Here is an 18,363-nt window from a genome sequence, read left to right on the forward strand (position 1 = left end):
GGGCAGGCCGGCGCCAAGCCCCCGCCCGCGCAACAGGCGCCTAGTCCCGCGGCATCACCGCCGCGGCGCGCTCGACCGCCGCCCGGCGCGTCTCGAACCGCGCCTGCGACATATCCAGGTAGCGCTGCACGATGGCCGGCTCCGACGTCTTGGGCGTGCCGCCCGGAAACGGCGGCTTGGGGTCGTATTCGATCTGCAGCTGGATCTGCTTGGCCACGTCGTCGCCGCACAGCGTGGCCACCACTTTCAGGGCCATGTCGATGCCGGACGTGACGCCGCCCGCCGTAAAGAATTTGCCGTCCACGCACAGGCGTTCGTCGGTGGGGATGGCGCCGAAATGCGCCAGCAGCTCGCGTGCCCGCCAGTGGCTGGACGCGCGCTTGCCGCGCAGCAGGCCTGCCGCCCCCAGCAGCAGCGACCCCGTGCAGATGCCGAACACGTGACCCGCCGCCAACCCCTGCCGGCGGGTAAAGGCTACCCAGTCCGGATCAACGATGGCATCATCCGTGCCCGGCCCGCCGGGCGCCACCAGCAGATCGCACGGCGGCGCGGATTCCAGCGTCTGGGTCGGCACGAACCGCAGGCCGCGATCACTACGCACCGGCGCGAGCGTTTTTGCGACAAAATCCACGGTGAAGCCAGGCGCGGCGGCCAATACCTCGTACGGCCCCGTCATATCCAGCTGGGTCAGCCCTTCGAACAAGAGAATATTCACATGCATGACGATGCTCCTTCGCAGAATGGAAACGCCAGCGTAGGCGGACGCGCCGGCGAGCGTGCGCCAAATGCGTCCGCGATCGCGCCAAAACGCATTGTGTTCCTGCTGTACGACGGTTTCCAGCCGCTGGACCTGGCCGGCCCCTGGCAGGCCTTCAGCGCCGCCAACGAAGAAGGCGGCGCCCCCTATTACCAACTGGCCACCGTGGCCGCCACGCCGGTGGTGTCCACCTGGGACCAGGGCCTGCGCATGCAGGCCGACGCCACCTTCGCCCAGGACGACGACGCCCCGATCGACATGCTGTTCGTGCCCGGCGGCCCGGGCATCGACCAGGCCAGCGCCCACGGCGAAACGCTGGCCTGGCTGCGCCGCCGCAGCCCGCAGGCGCGCCGCACGTGCAGCGTCTGCACCGGCGCCTTCCTGCTGGCCTCGGCCGGCCTGCTCGAGGGCCGCCGCGTGACCACGCACTGGCGCTCGGCCGACCGGCTGCGCCAGCTGCACCCCGGCCTGCGGGTGGAAGACGACCGCATCTATATCGAAAGCGGCGCCATCTGGACGTCGGCGGGCGTCACGGCCGGCATCGACCTGGCGCTGGCCCTGATCGAACGCGATGTCGGCGCGCAAGTCGCGCAGGACGTGGCGCGGCGCCTGGTCGTGTTCATGCGCAGAAATGGCGACCAGCGCCAGTACAGCCAGTCGCTGCGGCTGCAGGACCGCATGGCCGCGCCGTTTCGCGACCTGGTGGAAAAGATCGAAGCCAGCCTGTCGGCGCGCTGGTCGGTGGACGACATGGCGGACGCCTGCCATATGTCGCGCCGCACCTTCCAGCGCAAGTTCGCCGCCCATTTCGGCGTGACGCCGGCCGAGGTGCTGCGCCGGCTGCGGCAGGAACGCGCCGAGGCCTTGCAGGCCTCGGGCAAGGTGTCCGGCAAGACGTTGCGGCACGTGATCGGCCGGAACCGGCCCGCAGCCTGATCCGAACGCCGCCGCGCCCTTCAGGCCAGAACAATTTCCACGCGTTCGCGATCGCGACCCGGATTTCTGCGCTTGAGCGACACACCGCCGATTTCGCCCGTGCGGCGGGGATGGGTGCCGCCGCACGCCATCTGCGCAAAGCCGTCGACCCGCCAGTAGCGCCGCTCGGCGCCAGCGTCGCTGAAGGCCGTGACGATGGAATGATCGGCGTCGATCAGCGCCTGCGCATCGCCAGCGATACCGGCCAATAGCGGCGCCAGACTGTGCTCACTGGTGAAATCGATCCTGGCCTTGGCCGGCGCGATGTGCGCGCCGGTCCGCACGATACCGGGACAGCGCTGGTAAATCAGCTGCAGCACCATCTCGGCCGCGAAGTGCAGCCGCATGAGCCGGTAGCGGCGGTCCCAGTCAAGCTGCGTGGCCACCCTGTCGCCCACCTTGATCGCGTGATCGGCGGGCAAGGTGTACACGATGTCCAGGCCCCGCTTGGCCGCCTGCAGCACGGGATAGCCGGCAATCGTGCCGGCATCGCTTTCCTGGCCGCCAGAAAAGGCGAACAGAATCGTCTGGTCCAGCAGCACCTGGGCGCCTGCCACCTCGGTGACCTGGGCGTCGAGCGCGGTCAGGTACGGGTCTTGCCAGAATATCTTGCGGGTCATCACGGCAACGTCGGGCGAAGAATGCCCGCATCATAGCCACGCCAGGTCGGCAGGCGCCGGTACACCTTGTCGGATGCCGCCCTGTACAGCGGGCGCACGAAGTGATCCGGCTGCACCCGTTGCCGCCGCCCAGCCCCTACCCCGCCAGCCCCACCGACATTCCCCCGCACACGTACAGCACCTGCCCGGTGATGAAGCCCGCGCGCGGGTCCATGAATCCGGACACTGCATGCGCCACGTCTTCAGGCCGGCCGATCCGACCCACGGGAATCGACGCTTCCAGCGCCACGGTCTTCGGCTCGCCCGGCGGGTTGGACTGGTCGAACAGTTCGGTGGCGATGGGCCCCGGCGCCACCGTGTTGACGGTGACGCCGGCCTTGCCCAGCTCCAGCGCCCAGGTGCGCGTCATGCCGACCAGGCCCGACTTGGTGGCGCCATAGACCGAGCGGCCGGGCTTGCCCAGGGCTGCCCGGCTGCCGATGTTGACCACCCGGCCGTAGCCGGCCTGGCGCATGCCCGGCAGCAGCGCCTGCATCAGCAGCAGCGGCGCGGTCAGGTTCAGCGCCACGGTGCGCGCCAGGTCTTCCTGCGTGACGGATTCGATATCGGCGACCTGGATCATGCCGGCGTTGTTGACCAGGTGCAGCACGGGCTGCGCGGCGACCAGCGCGCCGGCCGCCGCGACAGTCACCGCGGCATCGCCCAGGTCGACAGACTGGAAGGTCTCGCCGGGCAAGGTTTCGTCAGGCGCGCGGCGGCTGAAATTGACGACCCGAAAGCCGTCCTGCAACAAGCGCGCGACGATGGCGCGGCCGATGCCGCGGCTGCCGCCGGTCACCAATGCGATGGGAGAAGGGTTCATTGCGCGGTGATTCCTTTGTCTTTGATGAGGCCGCCCCATTTCTTGCGCTCGTCGCGCTCGAAGGCGCCCAGGTCGGGGCCGAACAGCGTACCCGGCCGGGCGCCCATGGTGGCGAAATTGGTGGCGATGGCCGGACTGGCCAGGCCCGTACGCGCGGCCTCGATCAGTTGCCTGACGACCGGTTCCGGTGTGCCGCGCGGCGCATACAGCGCGAACCAGGCCGTGACGTCAAAGCCCGGCAGGCCGGACTCGGCCACGGTAGGCAGGTCGGGCAGCGACGGATCACGCGTGGCCGAAGTGACGGCCACGCCGCGCACCAGGTTGCCATCCTTGATCTGCGCCAACGCGCCCGGCAGGTTGTCGAACAGCAGGTCCACCTGGCCGCCCGCCACTGCCGGCAGCGACGCCGACGTGCCCTTGAACGGCACGTGCAGCATCGTCACCCCCGCCATCGCCTCGAAATAGGCGCCGGTCAGGTGCACCGACGAGCCGATGCCGGGCGAGGCATAGGTCAGTTTCTTGTCTTTGGACTGCCGGGCCGCCTGGATCACGTCGGCCACGGTCTTGTAGGGCGACTTGGCGCTGACGGCAATGACGTTGGGCGTGGTGGACACCAGCGCGATCGGCACCAGGTCGCGCTCGGGGTCGAACGTCATGTTGGCGTACAGGAACTGGTTGATGCTCTGCGTGCCGATGGTGCCCAGGCCCAGCGTGTAGCCGTCGGCCTTGGCGCGGGCCACGTAGGCCATGCCGATGTTGCCGCCGGCGCCAGGCTTGTTCTCGACCAGCACGGTCTGCTTCAGGCCCGGCTGCAGCGCATTGGCGATGGCGCGGCCGAAGATGTCCGCGCCGCCGCCCGGCGGATACGGCACGACCACGGTGACGGGATGCTCCGGATAGCCCGCGGCGTGCGCCGCGGACAGGGCCAGCGCGGCCAGGGCGGCCGCGGCCAGCGCCCGCCGCCCGGCACGACGATGCAGGGAATGCGTCATGGATCTGTCTCCTCGCGAATCCGCTGATTGCGGATTTCTGTTGGCTCCACCGGCGGCGGATTGCCATTTTTTTCCCATCGGCCGACACGGCTTGCGGCGCGTGCGGCCAGCAGGTGCTTCCTATAGTACGTAAATACGGACTATATTCACAAGTACACGAAAAACAGACCGGAGACATGCCCATGAAACGCTGGACGCAACGGCCCGAAGGATCCACCTGGGGCGATTTCGGCCCCGACGACGAGATCGGCCGGCTGAACCTCCTGACCGAGGAAAAGGTGCTGCAAGCCGTGCGCGAGGTGCGCGCGGGCAAGGTGTTCTGCCTGTCGCTGCCGCTGGACCTGCCCGGCGGCAACGTGCTGAATCCGCGCCGCCATCCGCCAGTGCTCAAGCCCACGTTTCGCGACGGCGCCCCCTACCTGAATTTCGCCATGTCGCGCCTGCAACCCGAGGCCGTGGACGTGCTGTCCGACGACCAGGTCACGCTCAGCATGCAGTATTCGACGCAATGGGACGGCCTGTGCCACGTAGGCGCGCAGTTCGACATCCAGGGCGACGGCGAGGCCCGCCGCGTCTACTACAACGGCTATGCGGCCGGCGTGGACGTGTTCGGCGGCGACGACGCCGCCCCGGGCGACTGCTGCCCGCCCGGCGGTTCGTATGCCCGCAAGCTCGGCATCCACCGCTACGCCGAAAAAGGCATGCAGGGCCGCGGCGTGCTGATCGACCTGGCGCGCGCCTTCGGCCCCGGCCGCACGCTGGTCGGCCATACCCAGCTGCAGGCGGCGATGCGCGAACAGAAGGTGGTGGTCGAACCCGGCGACATGCTGGTGCTGCGCACCGGCTTTGCCGAAACGCTGGTGGAAATGAACGGCCAGCCCGATCCGCACCGGCTCGAGCAGACCAGCGCGGTGCTGGACGGCGCCGACCCGGCGCTGCTGGGCTGGATCACCGACAGCGGCGTGGCGGCCATCTGCGCCGACAACTACGCGGTGGAAGCTTACCCGGCGCGTACCTCGGGCCCCGGCCATTCGATCCTGCCGCTGCACCATCATTGCCTGTTCAAGCTGGGCGTGCCGCTGGCCGAGCTGTGGTACCTGAAGGCGCTGGCCGACTGGCTGCACACGCAGGGCCGCAACCGCTTTCTCCTGACCGCGCCGCCGCTGCGCATGCCGGGCGCCGTGGGTTCGCCCGTCACTCCCATCGCCACGGTGTAAGCCATGACGCAGCCTGTTGCCCCGGCCCCGTCCGCCGCCAAGTCCACCGCCGCGTCCGAATCGCCGCGCCTGACGCCGATCGCCGCCACCTTTTCGCAGCACCTGGACGCCCTGGCCGCGCGCCAGCCCGATGCCCCCGCGCTGATCGACCGCGACCAGCCCATCAGCCACACTCAGCTGCGCACCCGCAGCCGCGCCCTGGCCGCCGGCCTGGCGCGCGCCGGTGTGCGGCCCGGCGACCGCGTGGCGGTGTGGCTGCCCAATTGCGCCGCCTGGGTCGAGACCTTCCTGGCAGCCGCCCACCTGGGCGCACTGGTGCTGGCGGTGAACACGCGCTTTCGCGCGCTGGAAGTCGCCGACATCCTGGGCCGCGGCCGCGCCGACTGGCTGGTGTTCTGGCCGGGCTTCAAGGGCATCGACTTCCAGGGCATCCTGAACGACGTCGCGCCCGAACACCTGGCGCGGCTGCGCGGCGTGGTGGCGGTCGCCGACGAAGGCGGGGCGGACGACGCGTCTTCCCAGGCTTGCCTGAACGGCCGGCCGCTCTACCGCTACGCCGACCTTCTGGCCTGCCCCGACGCCCCGCCGTCCGCCCAGCCCAATGCCGGCGTGCTGTGCTTCACCACGTCCGGCACAACCTCGCAGCCCAAGTTCGTGCTGCACGACCAGACGACGCTGCTGCGCCACGGCGCGGCGGTGGCCCACGCCTTCGGCTACGACGACCGCACCTGCGTGCTGGCCAGCGCGCCATTCTGCGGCGCCTTCGGCTTTGCCACCCTGGTGGGCGGCCTGGCGCAAGGCGCGCCGGTGGTGTGCGCGCCGGTGTTCGATGCCGCCGAGTCCGCCGCCGCGGTGGCGCGCCACCGGGTCACGCACACCTATGCCAACAACGAAGCGCTGGTCGCCATGATGCGCGCGGCTGCCCCCGGCGGCTTTGCCTCGGCCCGGCTGTTCGGCTTTGCCAGCTTCACGCCCGCGCTGGACCACATGCTGGACCTGGCCCGCGAGGCCGGCGTGCCCTTGACCGGCCTGTATGGATCCAGCGAACTGATCGCCCTGGTGGCCGGCCAGCCACGCGAGGCCGCCGAAGGCGACGTGTCGGCCCGCCACCAGCCCGGCGGCACGCTGGTCTACCCCGACGCCCGCGTGCGGGCGCGCGACCCGGCCAGCGGCGCGGTGCTGCCGCACGGCGAGTCGGGCGAACTGGAAATCCGGTCACCCAGCCTGATGCAGGGCTACCTGGACAACCCCGACGCCACCGCCCGCGCCTTTACCGAAGACGGCTACTTCAAGACGGGCGACCTGGGCTACACGCTGAACCCGCGCCAGTTCGTGTTCCAGACCCGCATGGGCGATTCGCTGCGGCTGTCGGGCTTTCTGGTGAACCCGGTGGAAATCGAACAGGTCGTCGAAGCCCTGCCCGGCGTGCGCGCCTGCCAGGTGGTGGGCGCCACCCGCCACGGCAAGACCGTGCCCTACGCCTTCGTGCTGCTGCACCCGGGTGCGACGCCGGATGCCGCCGGCTGGACCGCCGCGTGCAAGCAGGCGATGGCCGGCTTCAAGGTGCCCGTGGGCTTTACCGCGCTGGACGCCTTTCCGTCGGTGGAAAGCGCCAATTCGGTGAAAATCCAGAAACACCGGTTGCGCGACATGGCCGACGCCCTGCTCGCCGCCCCACTCTCTTCCTGATCCTGCCCCCCATGCCCGCGCGCAAGCTTTTTTCGCACAGTCCCCAGCCCCTGTACCTGCAGGCGGCCGCGCTGTTTCGCAGCCACATCCAGAACCGCACCTGGCGGCCCGGCCAGCAGATTCCGCCGCTGGAATCGCTGATGGACACCTACGGCATTTCGCGGGCCACCATCCGCCAGGCCTTCGGCCTGCTGGAGCAGGACGGCCTGATCCGGCGTTCGCGCGGGTCAGGCACCTTCGTCAATGCCGCGCTGCCCGAAACGCCCACGCTGCTGATTCCCAAGACCTGGGCCGAAACGGTGGAACTGAGCAATCAGCTGGGCACCGTGTCGCTAGTGGAATCCAGCGCCGATTCGCCGTTGCCGGACACCCTGGGCATGCCGTGCGAGGCCGACCGCGATGGCCGTTTCCAGTACCTGCGGCGGGTGCACACCACCGATGCCGGCCCCTTCTGCTACAGCGAGGTGTTCCTGGAAAGCAGCCTGTTTCGCAAGCACCGCGCCCGCATCCAGAAAAGCACCGTGGCGCCGGTGCTGGACCAGTTCTACGGCGCCCGCATCAGCGAAGCGCGCCAGGTGCTCAACGTGATCGAGGCCGGCCAGGAATCCGCGGAATCGTTGCAGATTCCCGTGTCCTCGCCCGTGGCCGAACTGCGCCGCTACGCCTGCATCGACGGCCGCGTGGTGTATTTCGCGCGGCTGGAGTTTCCGTTCCGCAAGGTCCGCATGGAATTCGACCTGCTGACGCAGCGCTAGCCGCGCCTGTGGCGCACGCGGCGCCCCCCGCTATTCCAGAAAAGGCGCGGCTGACCGCCCAAGCGCCCGCTGTTCCCCGCACGTATCCGGCATAACCATAAATGGAGACAACCATGACCCCGATGCCCCGGATTTCGCAGCAACGCAGCCCCCAGACCCGCCGCCGCTACGCGCGGCTTGCCCCGTGCGCGGCGGTGCTGGCCGCCGCCCTGGCCTGGAGCGGCCCAGGCGCCGCCCAGTCCGCCCCCGCCATCTCGGACGACATCGTCCGGCTGGGCCTGATCCTGGACATGAGTGGCGTCTACGCCGACGTGACCGGCAAGGGCAGCGCCACCGCCGCGCAGATGGCCATCGACGACTTCGGCGGCACGGTGCTGGGCAAGAAGATCGACCTGCTGGTGGCCGACCACCAGAACAAGGCCGACATCGCCGCGGCCCGCGCCCGCGAGTGGTACGACACGCAGAAAGTCGACGCCGTGATGGACGTGGCCGGCTCGGCCCCGGCGCTGGCGGTGCTGGAAGTGGCCCGCGAGAAAAAGAAGATCGTGGTCTTCAGCGGCCCCGGCACCGAACGCATCACCAACGACCTGTGCTCGCCCTATTCGGTGCACTACACCTACGACACCTGGTCGCTGGCCAACACCACCGCCCGCGCCATCGTCGACCGCGGCGGCAAGAGCTGGTACTTCCTGACGGCCGACTATGCCTTCGGCCATACGCTGCAAGCCTCTGCCACCGACGTGGTCAAGGCCCGCGGCGGCACCGTGCTGGGCGCCGCGCGCCATCCGCTGGGGTCCAGCGACTTCGCCTCGTACCTGTTGCAGGCGCAGTCCAGCCGCGCCCAGGTGGTGGGCCTGGCCAACGCGGGCGGCGACACGGTCAACGCGATCAAGGCGGCCAGCGAATTCGGCCTGACCCAGGGCGGCCAGAAGATGGCCGGCCTGCTGCTGTACATCAACGACATCCACGCCATCGGCCTGGATGCGGCCAGCGGTCTGATGCTGACCGAGGCCTTCTACTGGGACATGAACGACCAGACGCGCGCCTGGTCGCAGCGCTACTACGACAAGCTCAAGAAGATGCCGAACATGAGCCAGGCCGGCACCTATTCATCGGTGATGCACTACCTGAAGGCGGTGCAGGCCGCTGGCACCGACGCGCCGGACGCGGTGATGAAGCAGATGAAGGCCATGCCCATCAACGACTTCTTCGCCGCCAATGGCCGCATCCGCGAAGACGGCCGCATGGTGCACGATATGTACCTGTTCGAAGTGAAAAAGCCGTCTGAATCCAAACGGCCCTGGGACTACTACCACCTGGTGGCCACGGTGCCGGGCGACGAGGCCTTCATGCCCTTGTCAAAGTCGACATGCCCGCTGGTGAAGACGGCGGCGAAGTAGCCGGCGCTTGGGGCCCGGTCGGTCAGGATGGCCGGGCCGGGTAGCCGCGCTTCACGCCCGCCCCGGCCCGATCAGGCCACGCGTCGCTATACCGGCGCGGCCACCGCCTCTTCCAGCATGTCCAGCCGGTCCTGCCCCCAGAACAGCTCGCCGCGGTAGACGTACGACGGCGAGCCGAAAACGCCCGCCGCCACCGCGGCGTCGGTGTTCTGGCGGTAGATCTGCCCGGCTTCGGGGCGCTCGGCGGCGGCCAGCCAGGCGTCGGCGTCCAGGCCCTGCTGCCTGACGATCGCGTGCAGCGTAGCGGGCGACGAAATGTCCTGCTCGTCGCACCACTCGGCCTTCAGGATGGCCTTGTACAACGCCGCCACCGGCAACCCGGCGCGATCCGCCGCGATGACGATGCGCGAAGCCAGCCCCGCGTCCGGGCACATGAACGCCGGCTTGGGGTTGACGAAGATGCCCAGCTTGCGGCACCAGCGCGCCAGCTCGGCCACGCGGTAGGCCTGGCGTTCGGGCGAGCGCTGGCCGAGCAGCACGCCGCCGGTACGCGAGTACACATCGGGCAGGTCCACCGGCAGGTAGCGGATGCGCGCCTGGTGGCGCGCCGCCAGGGCTTCGAGCCGGTCGGCGCCCAGGTAGGCCCAGTCGGAATTCAGCCAGAAGTAGTAGTCGATCGTCTTCATGTCGTCCTCAGGTTCGGATGCCGGCCGGCACGGCCCGCGCCACTCGCGTCGGCGTGTCGCCGCGCATGCGCCAGGCGCTGAACACGGCAACGACGCCCAGCGCGCTCAGGTAAGCCACCACGTACTTCGGATCGCCGCCCGCCTTGGCCAGCAGCCAGGTCGCGATGATGGGCGCCAGGCCGCCGCCGATGGCGCCGGACACCTGCACCGCCAGCGAGATGCCGGTGTAGCGCACCTCGGCCGGGAACTGGCTGGAAAACAGCGTGCCCTCGGGGCCGTACAGGCAAGCGTAGACCAATCCCACCGCCAGGCATACCGCCGTGATGATCCAGGCGGTCTGGCCCGTGGCCAGCAGCTGGAAGAACAGCGGCGCGCAGGCCAGGATGCCCACGGCGCCCGCCATGAAGACCCACTTGTGGCCGACCTTGTCGCCCAGCACGCCGAACAGCGGCATGGTGAACAGCGCCAGCGCCGCGCCCCAGATGGTGGCGTCCAGCATCACCGAACGCGGGATGCCCAGGGTGCCCGTGGCATAGGCCAGCGAGAACGTCACCACCGTGTAGAACCACGTCACTTCGGCCAGCCGGGCCCCCACCACCGTCAGCAGCGCGCGCCGGTGGTGCTTGAGCACCACGGCCACGGGCACTTCCACCTTGGCGCCCTGCTCGCGCATCTGCTCGAAGTCCGGCGATTCGGCCACCTTGACACGGATGAACCAGCCCACCAGCAACAGCACCACGCTGGCCAGGAACGGCAGGCGCCAGCCCCACGCCAGCATGTCGGCTTCGGGCAGCGCGGCCACGGCCCCCATCGCCAGCGACGACAGGATCAACCCCGGCGCCACGCCCGCCTGCGGCAGGCTGCCGAAAAAGCCCTTCTTGCCTTCGGGTGCATGCTCGACAGCCATCAGCACCGCCCCGCCCCATTCGCCGCCCACTGCGATGCCTTGCAGGAAACGCATCAGCACCAGCAGCACCGCGGCCCAGTAGCCGATCTGCTCGTACGACGGAATCAGCCCGATCAGGATGGTGGGCACGCCCATCAGCAGCAGCGTGATCAGCAGCATGGACTTGCGGCCGATCCTGTCGCCGTAATGGCCGAAGATCACCCCGCCCAGCGGCCGCGCGAAAAAGCCCACCGAATAGGTGGCAAAGGCCGCCAGCGTGCCCGTCAGCGGATCGAACGATGGAAAGAAGATCTTGTTGAAGATCAGCGCGGCGGCCGTGCCGTACAGGAAAAAGTCGTACCACTCGATGGTGGTACCCATCATGCTGGCCAGGCCAGCCGTGACGTAGTCGCGGCGCGTGCGCGCGCGTGGTGTCTTGGACGTCATCTGCGTGACTCCCCTTGAAGTATTGGTATGGAAAGCCGCGCTTAACGGCTGGGCAACGACAACGGCGCGATGCCGTGCGTCTGGCGGCACCAGTAATCGAAGGTGGCGCGCACGATGGAAGGCTTGAGCAGGTAGTCGTGCGCTTCGCGCGCCAAGGCGTCGTCCACCGGCGTCAGCGGGCCGAAGGCCTGCGCCCGGATCTGCATGCGCGCGGCGCGTTCCAGGTAGACCGACAGATACGTCGCTTCCTCACAGCTGGCGCCCGCCGTCAGGTAGCCGTGGTGCGCCAGGATGATGGCGCGCTTGGCGCCCAGCGCGGCCGAGATGATCACGCCTTCCTGGTCGGCGATGGGTACCCCGGGCCATTCGCCCAGGAACGCGCAGTCGTCGTGCAGCGGCGTCATGTCCATCTGCGAAATCACCAGCGGCTGGCGCGCTGCCGCCAGCGCCGAGGCCCACGGCGAATGCGTGTGGATGATCGAGCGCACGTCGGGCCGGGCCTCGTACACCCACAGGTGAAAGCGCGTGGCCGGGTTGGCCATGCCGTCGCCCGTCAGGGTGTTCAGGTCGCGATCGACCTCGATGAAATCGGCGGGCGTGGCCTCGTCGAAACCCAGGCCGAAGCGCAGCGTCCAGTAGGCGCCCGGGCGGTCCGAGCGCACGCTGATCTGGCCGGCCAGGCCGGCTTCCTGCTCGGTCATCGCCAGGATGCGGCAGGCGTAGGCCATGGTTTCCTGCGTGGTGCGCGGCACGGCGCGCAGGTGTTGCGCCATTTCCTTGGTGGCGCGGGTGTCGAAATAGGCTTTCTCGCGCAGGGCGTTGTCCATGCTGTCTCCTCATGTTGCGGACGGCGCGGACGGACCCCGCGCCATGGGAAGCAGTATGGAAACCTTGGCGGCATCAAGCCATGCAGCGCGGGTCATAGCAGGTATTCGGCGGCCGCCGCGGGCCGGCCTTGCCGCCCCTACCCCCGCGCGATGCGGCGCGCGCAGTCCAGCAGTTCGCCCACCAGCGGCAGCGGCTGGCGCTGGGCCGGGGTAATGGCCACCACCCGGCGGCGCAGCACCGGGCTGGCAATGGCCACCTTGCGCAGTTCGTAGTCGGCCAGCAGCTTTTCGGGAATGCGCGACGGCAGGATACAGGCGCCCACGCCCGAGGACACCAGCTTGAGCATGGCATCGATGGTTTCGGCTTCGGCCACGAATTCGGGCTGCAGGCCCGCGCTGTGGATCATCTTGCGCAGCGCGTAATGCGGCGGAAAGCCCACCAGCCGCAGCGCCATGGCGCCCAGGTCGACGCCGTCGGCGACGTCGACCCCGCGCCGCACGATCAGGCACATGTCGTCGTCGAACAGCGGCGTGGACGCCAGCGCATCGGACGCCACCGCGGCGTCGTAGACAAAGCCAATGTCGGCCTTGCCGCTTTCCACCAGCGCGACAACCTCGGGCGAGCTGCGGCCCATGACCGACAGGTTGACGTGTTCGCGGCTGCTGACGAACTGCGCCACGACCTCGGCCATGAAGTAGTAGCTGAGCGTATGCACGGTGGCCAGCCGCACCGACCCTTGCGTCACGCCTTCGCGCTGGCGCACGGCTTCCAGCGTCTGGTCGATGCTGCGGTAGGCGGGCAGAATGCCGTCCAGCAAGCGCGTGCCGGCTTCGGTCAGTTCGACCCCGCGGCCCGTGCGCACGAACAGCGGCTTGCCCACGTGCGCTTCCAGCGCGGCCAGCTGGCGGCTCAGGCCCGACTGCGTCTGGTCCAGGTCTTCGGCCGCGCGCGACAGCGATTTCAATTCCGCGATCCGCACGAAATAGCGCAATTGGCGGTCTGGCGTGTCCATGCTTTCCCCTGCGAGGCCTGTCGGCAGGCCCCATCCTTGTCGATCGCGCTCGAAGCGGCGCGGCTGACAGTGTGCCCCAAGGGGCGCGGCGCCACTATCGGGAGTTTCATTGATCGATGATAAATTACCGCACTCGACAAGGAACCCCGACATGGCCAAATTGCAACGTGACGCCGTCATCGCCAGCGCGCTGGAACTGCTGGACGAAGTGGGCGTGGACGGCCTCACCACCCGCAAGCTGGCCGAGCGCCTGGGCGTGCAGCAGCCGGCGCTGTACTGGCATTTCAAGAGCAAGCAGGCGCTGCTGGACGCGCTGGCCGAGACCATGCTGCGCGACCACATGCAGGCCATGCCGACGCCAGGCGGCCACTGGAAAGAATTCCTGCTGGCCAACGCCCGCAGCTTTCGCCGGGCGCTGCTGGCTCATCGCGACGGAGCGCGCATCCACGCCGGCACCCGGCCCGCCGAACCGCAGTACGACCGCGTGCAGGCCCAGTTGAAACTGTTGTGCGATGCCGGCTTCACGCCGCTGCGCGCGGCCAATGCGCTGCTGGTGATCGGCCACTATGTGGTGGGCTCGGTGATGGAGCAGCAGGCCTTTGACGCCGCCGCGCCCGACCGCATTGCACCGCCCAGCCCGCCGCCAGCCCTGGCCCGCGCCATGAAGGCGCTGGACAAGCAAGGCCCCGATGCCACCTTCGAATTCGGCCTGGCGATGATGCTGGACGGCCTGGCGCCCGACCCGGTCCCCCGCCCCATCGCCGCCACCATCGCCGCCGTCATCCGCGACGGCCACGTGCTGCTGGTACAACGCGCCAACCCGCCCGACCAGCACCGCTGGGCCTTTCCCGGCGGCAAGATCGATGCCGGCGAACGCCTGGAAGACGCGGCCGCGCGCGAATTGTTCGAGGAATGCGGCGTGCGCGCCGAGCCGTTGAGGGTGTTCGATGCCGTCGACGTGTTCGACCGCGACGACAGCGGCGCGCTGCGCCGGCACTACATTCTGACTGCGGTGCTGTGCCAATGGCAGTCCGGCGAACCGGTGGCTGGCGACGATGCCCTGGATGCGCGCTGGGTGCCGCTGGCCGATCTGGATGGCCAGGCGCTGGCAACCAGCTTCGGCGTGGCCGACATTGCGCACAAGGCGGCGGCGCTGATGGCAGACGCCGGTAAGCTATAGCGCAATCCCCCTGGCCTCGGCCTGCCCTGCCTATTGTCGGATGACTGACACACGCCCATGTTCGCCCCCTACCTGTCCCGCTGGAACCTCGTGCCCGACGGCGCCCCCCTCACCACGCCCGCCGCGCGGCTCTTGCCGGTGCGCCAGGCGGGCGTGCCCGCGATGCTGAAGGTGTCGGTCGAGGAAGACGAGCGCCAGGGCGGCGTGTTGATGACCTGGTGGGATGGCCAGGGCGCGGCCCGGGTGCTGGCGCATGACGCGGATGCCATCCTGCTGGAACGCGCCACCGGCACGCGTTCGCTGGCCGCCTACGCCCGCACCGGCCGCGACGACGAAGCCACCCGCATCATCTGCGGCGTGCTGCGCGATCTGCACGCGCCGCGCGCCAAGCCGCTGCCGCCGCTGCGCCCTTTGCGCGAATGGTTCGTCGACCTGTGGCCGATGGCGCAAGCGCGCGGCGGCCTGCTGGCCCACAGCGCCCGCCACGCCCGCGCGCTGCTCGATGATCCGCAAGACCTGGTCGTGCTGCACGGCGACATGCATCACGACAACATCCTGGACTTCGGCGACCGCGGCTGGCTGGTCATCGACCCCAAGCGGCTCTATGGCGAACGCGGGTTCGACTACGCCAACGTGTTCTGCAACCCCGACCTGGCCGACCCGAACCCGGCGGTCGCCATCGTGCCGGGCTGCTTCGAGCGGCGCCTGAACATCATGGTCGATGAATCGGGCCTGGACCGCCGCCGCCTGCTGCAATGGGTGGTGGCCTGGTGCGGCCTGTCGGCCGCGTGGTTCCTGGGCGATGGAGACGATGCGGCCATCGACCTGAACATCGCCGCGCAGGCGCTGGCGCTGCTGGAAGGCTAGCGGGTTCGCGCCACGAAGATCGGCCGGCCAGGCTCCGGCCAGCCACGCCCCGACCCACCGCGCTACGTCGGCGCAATCTGCTCCAGATAACGCGTGGGCGACACCCCCATCAGATTGCGGAACATATACACGAACGCGCTGGCGCTGGCATAGCCCAGCGCGCGCGCCACGCTCACCACCGACTGGCCCTGCAACAGCCGGCAGATGCCTTCGTCGATGCGCACCTGCAGGCGCCAATGGTGAAACGTCATGCCGGTCTCGTCCTTCATGCGGCGTGCCAGCGTGCGGGCGCTGGCCCCCATGCGCTCGCCCCACTGTTCCAGCGTGTCGTCATTGCCCGGCGTTTGCAGCACGGCCGCGCAGACCTTGCGCAGGCGGCGGTCGAACGGCAGCGGCAGTTGGCGGTGCTGGCGCTCGGTGCCGGCCAGCAGGTTGAGCAACAGCTCGGCGCTCAGGCGCTGCACCGGCCCATGGCGCGCGGCCGGCTGGTTCAGCGTCAGGATCAGTTCGCGCATCAGCGGCGCCACGTCGAGCGCGCAGGTATCCTTCCAGAGCCACGGCGCGGCGTCCGGCGCAATGAACGCCGAACGCATGGTGACCTTGCCCACCATGCGCACTTCGTGGGCCACGCCCGGCGGAATCCACAACGCGCGCATCGGCGCCAGCAGCCAGGCGCCGTCCTCGGTCATGACGCGCATGATGCCGGTGGGCGAATACATCAGCTGGATGCGTTCGTGCGAATGCGGCTCCTGGCGCTGGCCGTCTTCATAGTGAAACGAGCGCGCCACCACCGGTGGCGCTTCGGAAGGAAACTCTCGCATTGGCGGGTTTTCGATAGCAATGGATCAAACGACGCGCATCCGGACAGTTATGTCCGTTTTTCGACATTTTCTGTCCTGCGTCCGGGGAACTTGCTTTTTATCATTAATGCAAATGATTCCCATTGTTTTCAAAAGAAAATGACCCCCGCCGCACTCCTCCCTGTCGCTTTTGGCCCACGCCCCGCTGCCTTCCCCCACACCGCCCCCCACCGCCTGCGCCTGACCCTGGCCGCCGCCCTGCTGGCCCAGGCGTGCCTGCCCGCCCTGGCCCGCGCCGACGACGCCGTGCCGCAACTGAGCCCGGTGCGCGTCACCGGCTCGGCCGACAAGATGTCCGACCCCGGCCAGACCGAAGGCGTGCCGTCCTACACCGCCAACAAGGCCACCGTCAGCAAGACCGGCGCCGACGTGCGCAACATTCCCAATTCGGTGTCGATCGTGACGCGCCAGCGCATGGACGACCAGAACATGGTCACGGTGGAAGACGCCCTGCGCCAGACCACCGGCGTCAGCGCCATGACCTACGGCGACGGCACCGCCTATTTCACCGCGCGCGGCTACGAAGCCGACGTGCAGTTCGACGGCATCCCGGCCAACGGCGCCCTGCAATACCTGCCGCAGTTCGACCTGGCCCTGTACGACCGCGTGGAAGTGCTGCGCGGCCCGGCCGGCCTGCTGCAGGGCTTTGGCAGCCCCGCCGGCACCGTCAACCTGGTGCGCAAGCGCCCGCAGGATGCCTTCAGCCTGACCGGCGCGGTCATGGCCGGTTCCTGGAACAACTATCGCACCGAGCTGGACGCCACCGGCCCGATCACCGAAGACGGCCGCGTGCACGCCCGCGCCGGTTTCGCCGCGCAGGACCGCGACTATTTCTTCGACAAGGCCAACACCCGCCAGGGCCTGGTCTACGGCGCGCTGGAATTCGACCTCACGGCCAACACCACGCTGACCCTGTCCGCCGCTTACCAGCGCCAGCGCATGGCGCCGTTCGACTACGGCCTGTCGATCTACTCGAACGGCAAGTTCGTCGACTCGCCGCGCAAGGGCTTCTACGGCACCGACTGGGCGCGCGGCGACACCACCCTGTCCGAAATCTATACCGAACTGAGCCACCGCTTTGCCAATGGCTGGACCGGCCAGGTGTCCATGAACTACCGCTCGACCGACCTGGACAGCCGCTACGGCTACGTCAACGGCCCGGTCAACCCCGCCAACGACCGCGCCGGCTACCGCGTGCAAGTGCAGAAAGACCAGATCCGCTGGCTGGGCATGGACACCCATGCCACGGGTCCGTTCGAACTCTTCGGCCGCACCCATCAGGCCATGATCGGCGCCAACTACGCCGAGCGTAACCAGGACAGCCGCTCGGGCGGCGCCAACTACACCAACGTGTCGATCTACGACATCGACGTGCCCAACCCGGACCTGCCCTACACCTCGGGCGACAAGTCCAAGTCCAGCCAGATGGGCGTCTACGGCCAGCTGAGCTTGAACGTCGCCGACCCGCTGACGCTGATCGTGGGCGGGCGCCAGAGCTGGTATCGCAATTCCACGCAGGCGGTGCTGCCCACGCCGGGCGACACCCGGCGCGACCCCGAGGTGAGCAAGTTCGTGCCCTACTACGGCGCGGTGGCGCAGCTGAATTCGTGGCTGTCCGCCTACGCCAGCTACTCGGACGTCTACGCGTTCTCGGAAGCCTGGCAGATGACGGCCGACGGCAAGCCGCTCAAGCCGCGCACCGGCAAGCAGTACGAAGTCGGCCTGAAGGGCGAATTCCTGGACGGCGCGGCCAACGCCTCGCTGGCGCTGTTCCGCATCCGCGACAAGAACCGCGCCGTGGCGGACGACGCCAACCCCGGCCGCTACCTGGCCCAGGGCGAAGCCCAGAGCCAGGGCGTGGAAGCCGAAATCACCGGCCGCCTGCTGCCCAACTGGGACCTGTACGCCGGCTACACCTACCTGCAGACCCGCTACCTGTCGGACCCCACGCAGGAAGGCCAGATCGTCAACCCCGAAACGCCCAAGCACCTGTTCAAGGTCTGGACCACCTACCGCTTCACCCCCGACGTGCTGCCGGGCTGGCGCGTGGGCGGCGGGGTGCGCACGCAAAGCCGCACCAGCCGCAACAACGTCTCGTGGCAAGGCGGCTATGCCGTCGTCGATGCGCAGGTCGGCTACAAGATCAACCGCAACCTGGACGCCTCGCTGACGCTGAACAACGTCTTTGACCGTAGCTACTACGCCCGCGTGCCGTCCAGCTACTACGGCATCTATGGCGAACCGCGCAACGTGATGCTGACGCTGCGCGCCACCTACTAAGCGCCCCGGGCCCGCGGCGGCGCGGGCCTGTCCGCTGTCAAACGGCCGCC

General features: G+C 68.9%; 17 protein-coding genes and 1 pseudogene. 9 read left to right on the plus strand and 9 right to left on the minus strand.

What is annotated here, in order from left to right:
* Positions 1 to 40: 40 nt before the first annotated feature.
* Positions 41 to 721, minus strand: a complete 681-nt coding sequence (locus HV798_RS21930; protein WP_175194929.1) for a DJ-1/PfpI family protein — start codon at positions 719 to 721, stop codon at positions 41 to 43.
* Between HV798_RS21930 and HV798_RS21935 the strand changes: the two genes are divergently transcribed.
* Complete coding sequence (locus HV798_RS21935) at positions 716 to 1,693, plus strand: GlxA family transcriptional regulator (protein ID WP_175194927.1); 978 nt, start codon at positions 716 to 718, stop codon at positions 1,691 to 1,693. The two genes, HV798_RS21930 and HV798_RS21935, sit on opposite strands and share 6 nt — an antisense overlap.
* Before the next feature lie 20 nt (positions 1,694 to 1,713).
* On the opposite strand, the gene HV798_RS21940 is transcribed toward HV798_RS21935, so the two are convergent.
* The 3 genes from HV798_RS21940 to HV798_RS21950 form a co-directional block, all read right to left on the minus strand.
* A complete protein-coding gene (locus HV798_RS21940) occupies positions 1,714 to 2,352 on the minus strand; it encodes an alanyl-tRNA editing protein (protein ID WP_175194925.1) in 639 nt (212 codons plus the stop codon).
* 136 nt (positions 2,353 to 2,488) lie between these two features.
* Complete coding sequence (locus HV798_RS21945; RefSeq protein WP_175194923.1) at positions 2,489 to 3,214, minus strand: SDR family NAD(P)-dependent oxidoreductase; 726 nt, start codon at positions 3,212 to 3,214, stop codon at positions 2,489 to 2,491.
* Positions 3,211 to 4,206, minus strand: coding sequence for a Bug family tripartite tricarboxylate transporter substrate binding protein (locus HV798_RS21950; RefSeq protein ID WP_175194921.1), 996 nt, complete (start codon positions 4,204 to 4,206; stop codon positions 3,211 to 3,213). Before HV798_RS21950 ends, HV798_RS21945 begins: the two co-directional genes overlap by 4 nt.
* Positions 4,207 to 4,388: 182 nt before the next feature.
* Here HV798_RS21950 and HV798_RS21955 point away from each other — a divergent pair, with 182 nt between their 5' ends.
* The 4 genes from HV798_RS21955 (at position 4,389) to HV798_RS21970 (ending at position 9,267) form a co-directional block, all read left to right on the plus strand.
* Entirely contained in the window at positions 4,389 to 5,423 is a 1,035-nt protein-coding gene (locus tag HV798_RS21955; protein ID WP_175194919.1) for a cyclase family protein, read from the plus strand.
* A 3-nt stretch (positions 5,424 to 5,426) separates the two neighbouring features.
* Positions 5,427 to 7,112, plus strand: coding sequence for an AMP-binding protein (locus HV798_RS21960; RefSeq protein ID WP_175194917.1), 1,686 nt, complete (start codon positions 5,427 to 5,429; stop codon positions 7,110 to 7,112).
* A gap of 11 nt (positions 7,113 to 7,123) precedes the next feature.
* Positions 7,124 to 7,867: a GntR family transcriptional regulator gene (locus HV798_RS21965; protein WP_175194915.1), complete on the plus strand. Its 744-nt coding sequence runs from the start codon at positions 7,124 to 7,126 to the stop codon at positions 7,865 to 7,867.
* 122 nt (positions 7,868 to 7,989) lie between these two features.
* Positions 7,990 to 9,267, plus strand: coding sequence for an ABC transporter substrate-binding protein (locus HV798_RS21970; protein ID WP_425486164.1), 1,278 nt, complete (start codon positions 7,990 to 7,992; stop codon positions 9,265 to 9,267).
* 86 nt (positions 9,268 to 9,353) lie between these two features.
* Here HV798_RS21970 and HV798_RS21975 read toward each other — a convergent pair whose 3' ends face one another.
* The 4 genes from HV798_RS21975 to HV798_RS21990 all read right to left on the minus strand — a co-directional run bounded on the left by HV798_RS21975 (position 9,354) and on the right by HV798_RS21990 (position 13,126).
* Positions 9,354 to 9,953 carry a 2-hydroxychromene-2-carboxylate isomerase gene (locus HV798_RS21975; protein ID WP_175194911.1) on the minus strand — a complete coding sequence of 200 codons (600 nt, stop codon included), beginning with the start codon at positions 9,951 to 9,953 and terminating at the stop codon, positions 9,354 to 9,356.
* Between the two features lie 7 nt (positions 9,954 to 9,960).
* Complete coding sequence (locus HV798_RS21980; RefSeq protein WP_175194909.1) at positions 9,961 to 11,286, minus strand: MFS transporter; 1,326 nt, start codon at positions 11,284 to 11,286, stop codon at positions 9,961 to 9,963.
* Positions 11,287 to 11,327: 41 nt separating this feature from the next.
* On the minus strand, positions 11,328 to 12,113 hold the full coding sequence (locus HV798_RS21985) for an aldolase (protein ID WP_175194907.1): 786 nt from the start codon (positions 12,111 to 12,113) through the stop codon (positions 11,328 to 11,330).
* 137 nt (positions 12,114 to 12,250) lie between these two features.
* Positions 12,251 to 13,126 carry a LysR family transcriptional regulator gene (locus HV798_RS21990; RefSeq protein ID WP_025140986.1) on the minus strand — a complete coding sequence of 292 codons (876 nt, stop codon included), beginning with the start codon at positions 13,124 to 13,126 and terminating at the stop codon, positions 12,251 to 12,253.
* A gap of 151 nt (positions 13,127 to 13,277) precedes the next feature.
* Between HV798_RS21990 and tetR the strand changes: the two are divergent.
* From tetR to HV798_RS22005, 3 genes and pseudogenes are all read left to right on the plus strand, one after another.
* A pseudogene (tetR, locus tag HV798_RS21995) lies at positions 13,278 to 13,859 on the plus strand (tetracycline resistance transcriptional repressor TetR); the annotation flags it as partial.
* Positions 13,845 to 14,306, plus strand: coding sequence for an NUDIX hydrolase (locus HV798_RS22000; protein WP_175194965.1), 462 nt, complete (start codon positions 13,845 to 13,847; stop codon positions 14,304 to 14,306). The pseudogene tetR and the gene HV798_RS22000, both read left to right, overlap by 15 nt.
* 57 nt (positions 14,307 to 14,363) lie before the next feature.
* Positions 14,364 to 15,173 (plus strand): aminoglycoside phosphotransferase family protein, encoded by an 810-nt coding sequence (locus HV798_RS22005; protein ID WP_175194905.1) that lies wholly within the window; start codon positions 14,364 to 14,366, stop codon positions 15,171 to 15,173.
* 62 nt (positions 15,174 to 15,235) lie between these two features.
* On the opposite strand, the gene HV798_RS22010 is transcribed toward HV798_RS22005, so the two are convergent.
* A complete protein-coding gene (locus tag HV798_RS22010; RefSeq protein ID WP_025140981.1) occupies positions 15,236 to 15,994 on the minus strand; it encodes an AraC family transcriptional regulator in 759 nt (252 codons plus the stop codon).
* 138 nt (positions 15,995 to 16,132) lie between these two features.
* On the opposite strand from HV798_RS22010, the gene HV798_RS22015 reads away from it, so the two are divergent.
* Positions 16,133 to 18,313: a TonB-dependent siderophore receptor gene (locus HV798_RS22015; RefSeq protein ID WP_175194903.1), complete on the plus strand. Its 2,181-nt coding sequence runs from the start codon at positions 16,133 to 16,135 to the stop codon at positions 18,311 to 18,313.
* The last annotated feature ends 50 nt before the right edge of the window (positions 18,314 to 18,363 follow it).

Origin of the sequence: Achromobacter deleyi (genome assembly GCF_902859705.1) — a bacterium.
GTDB lineage: Bacteria > Pseudomonadota > Gammaproteobacteria > Burkholderiales > Burkholderiaceae_B > Achromobacter > Achromobacter deleyi.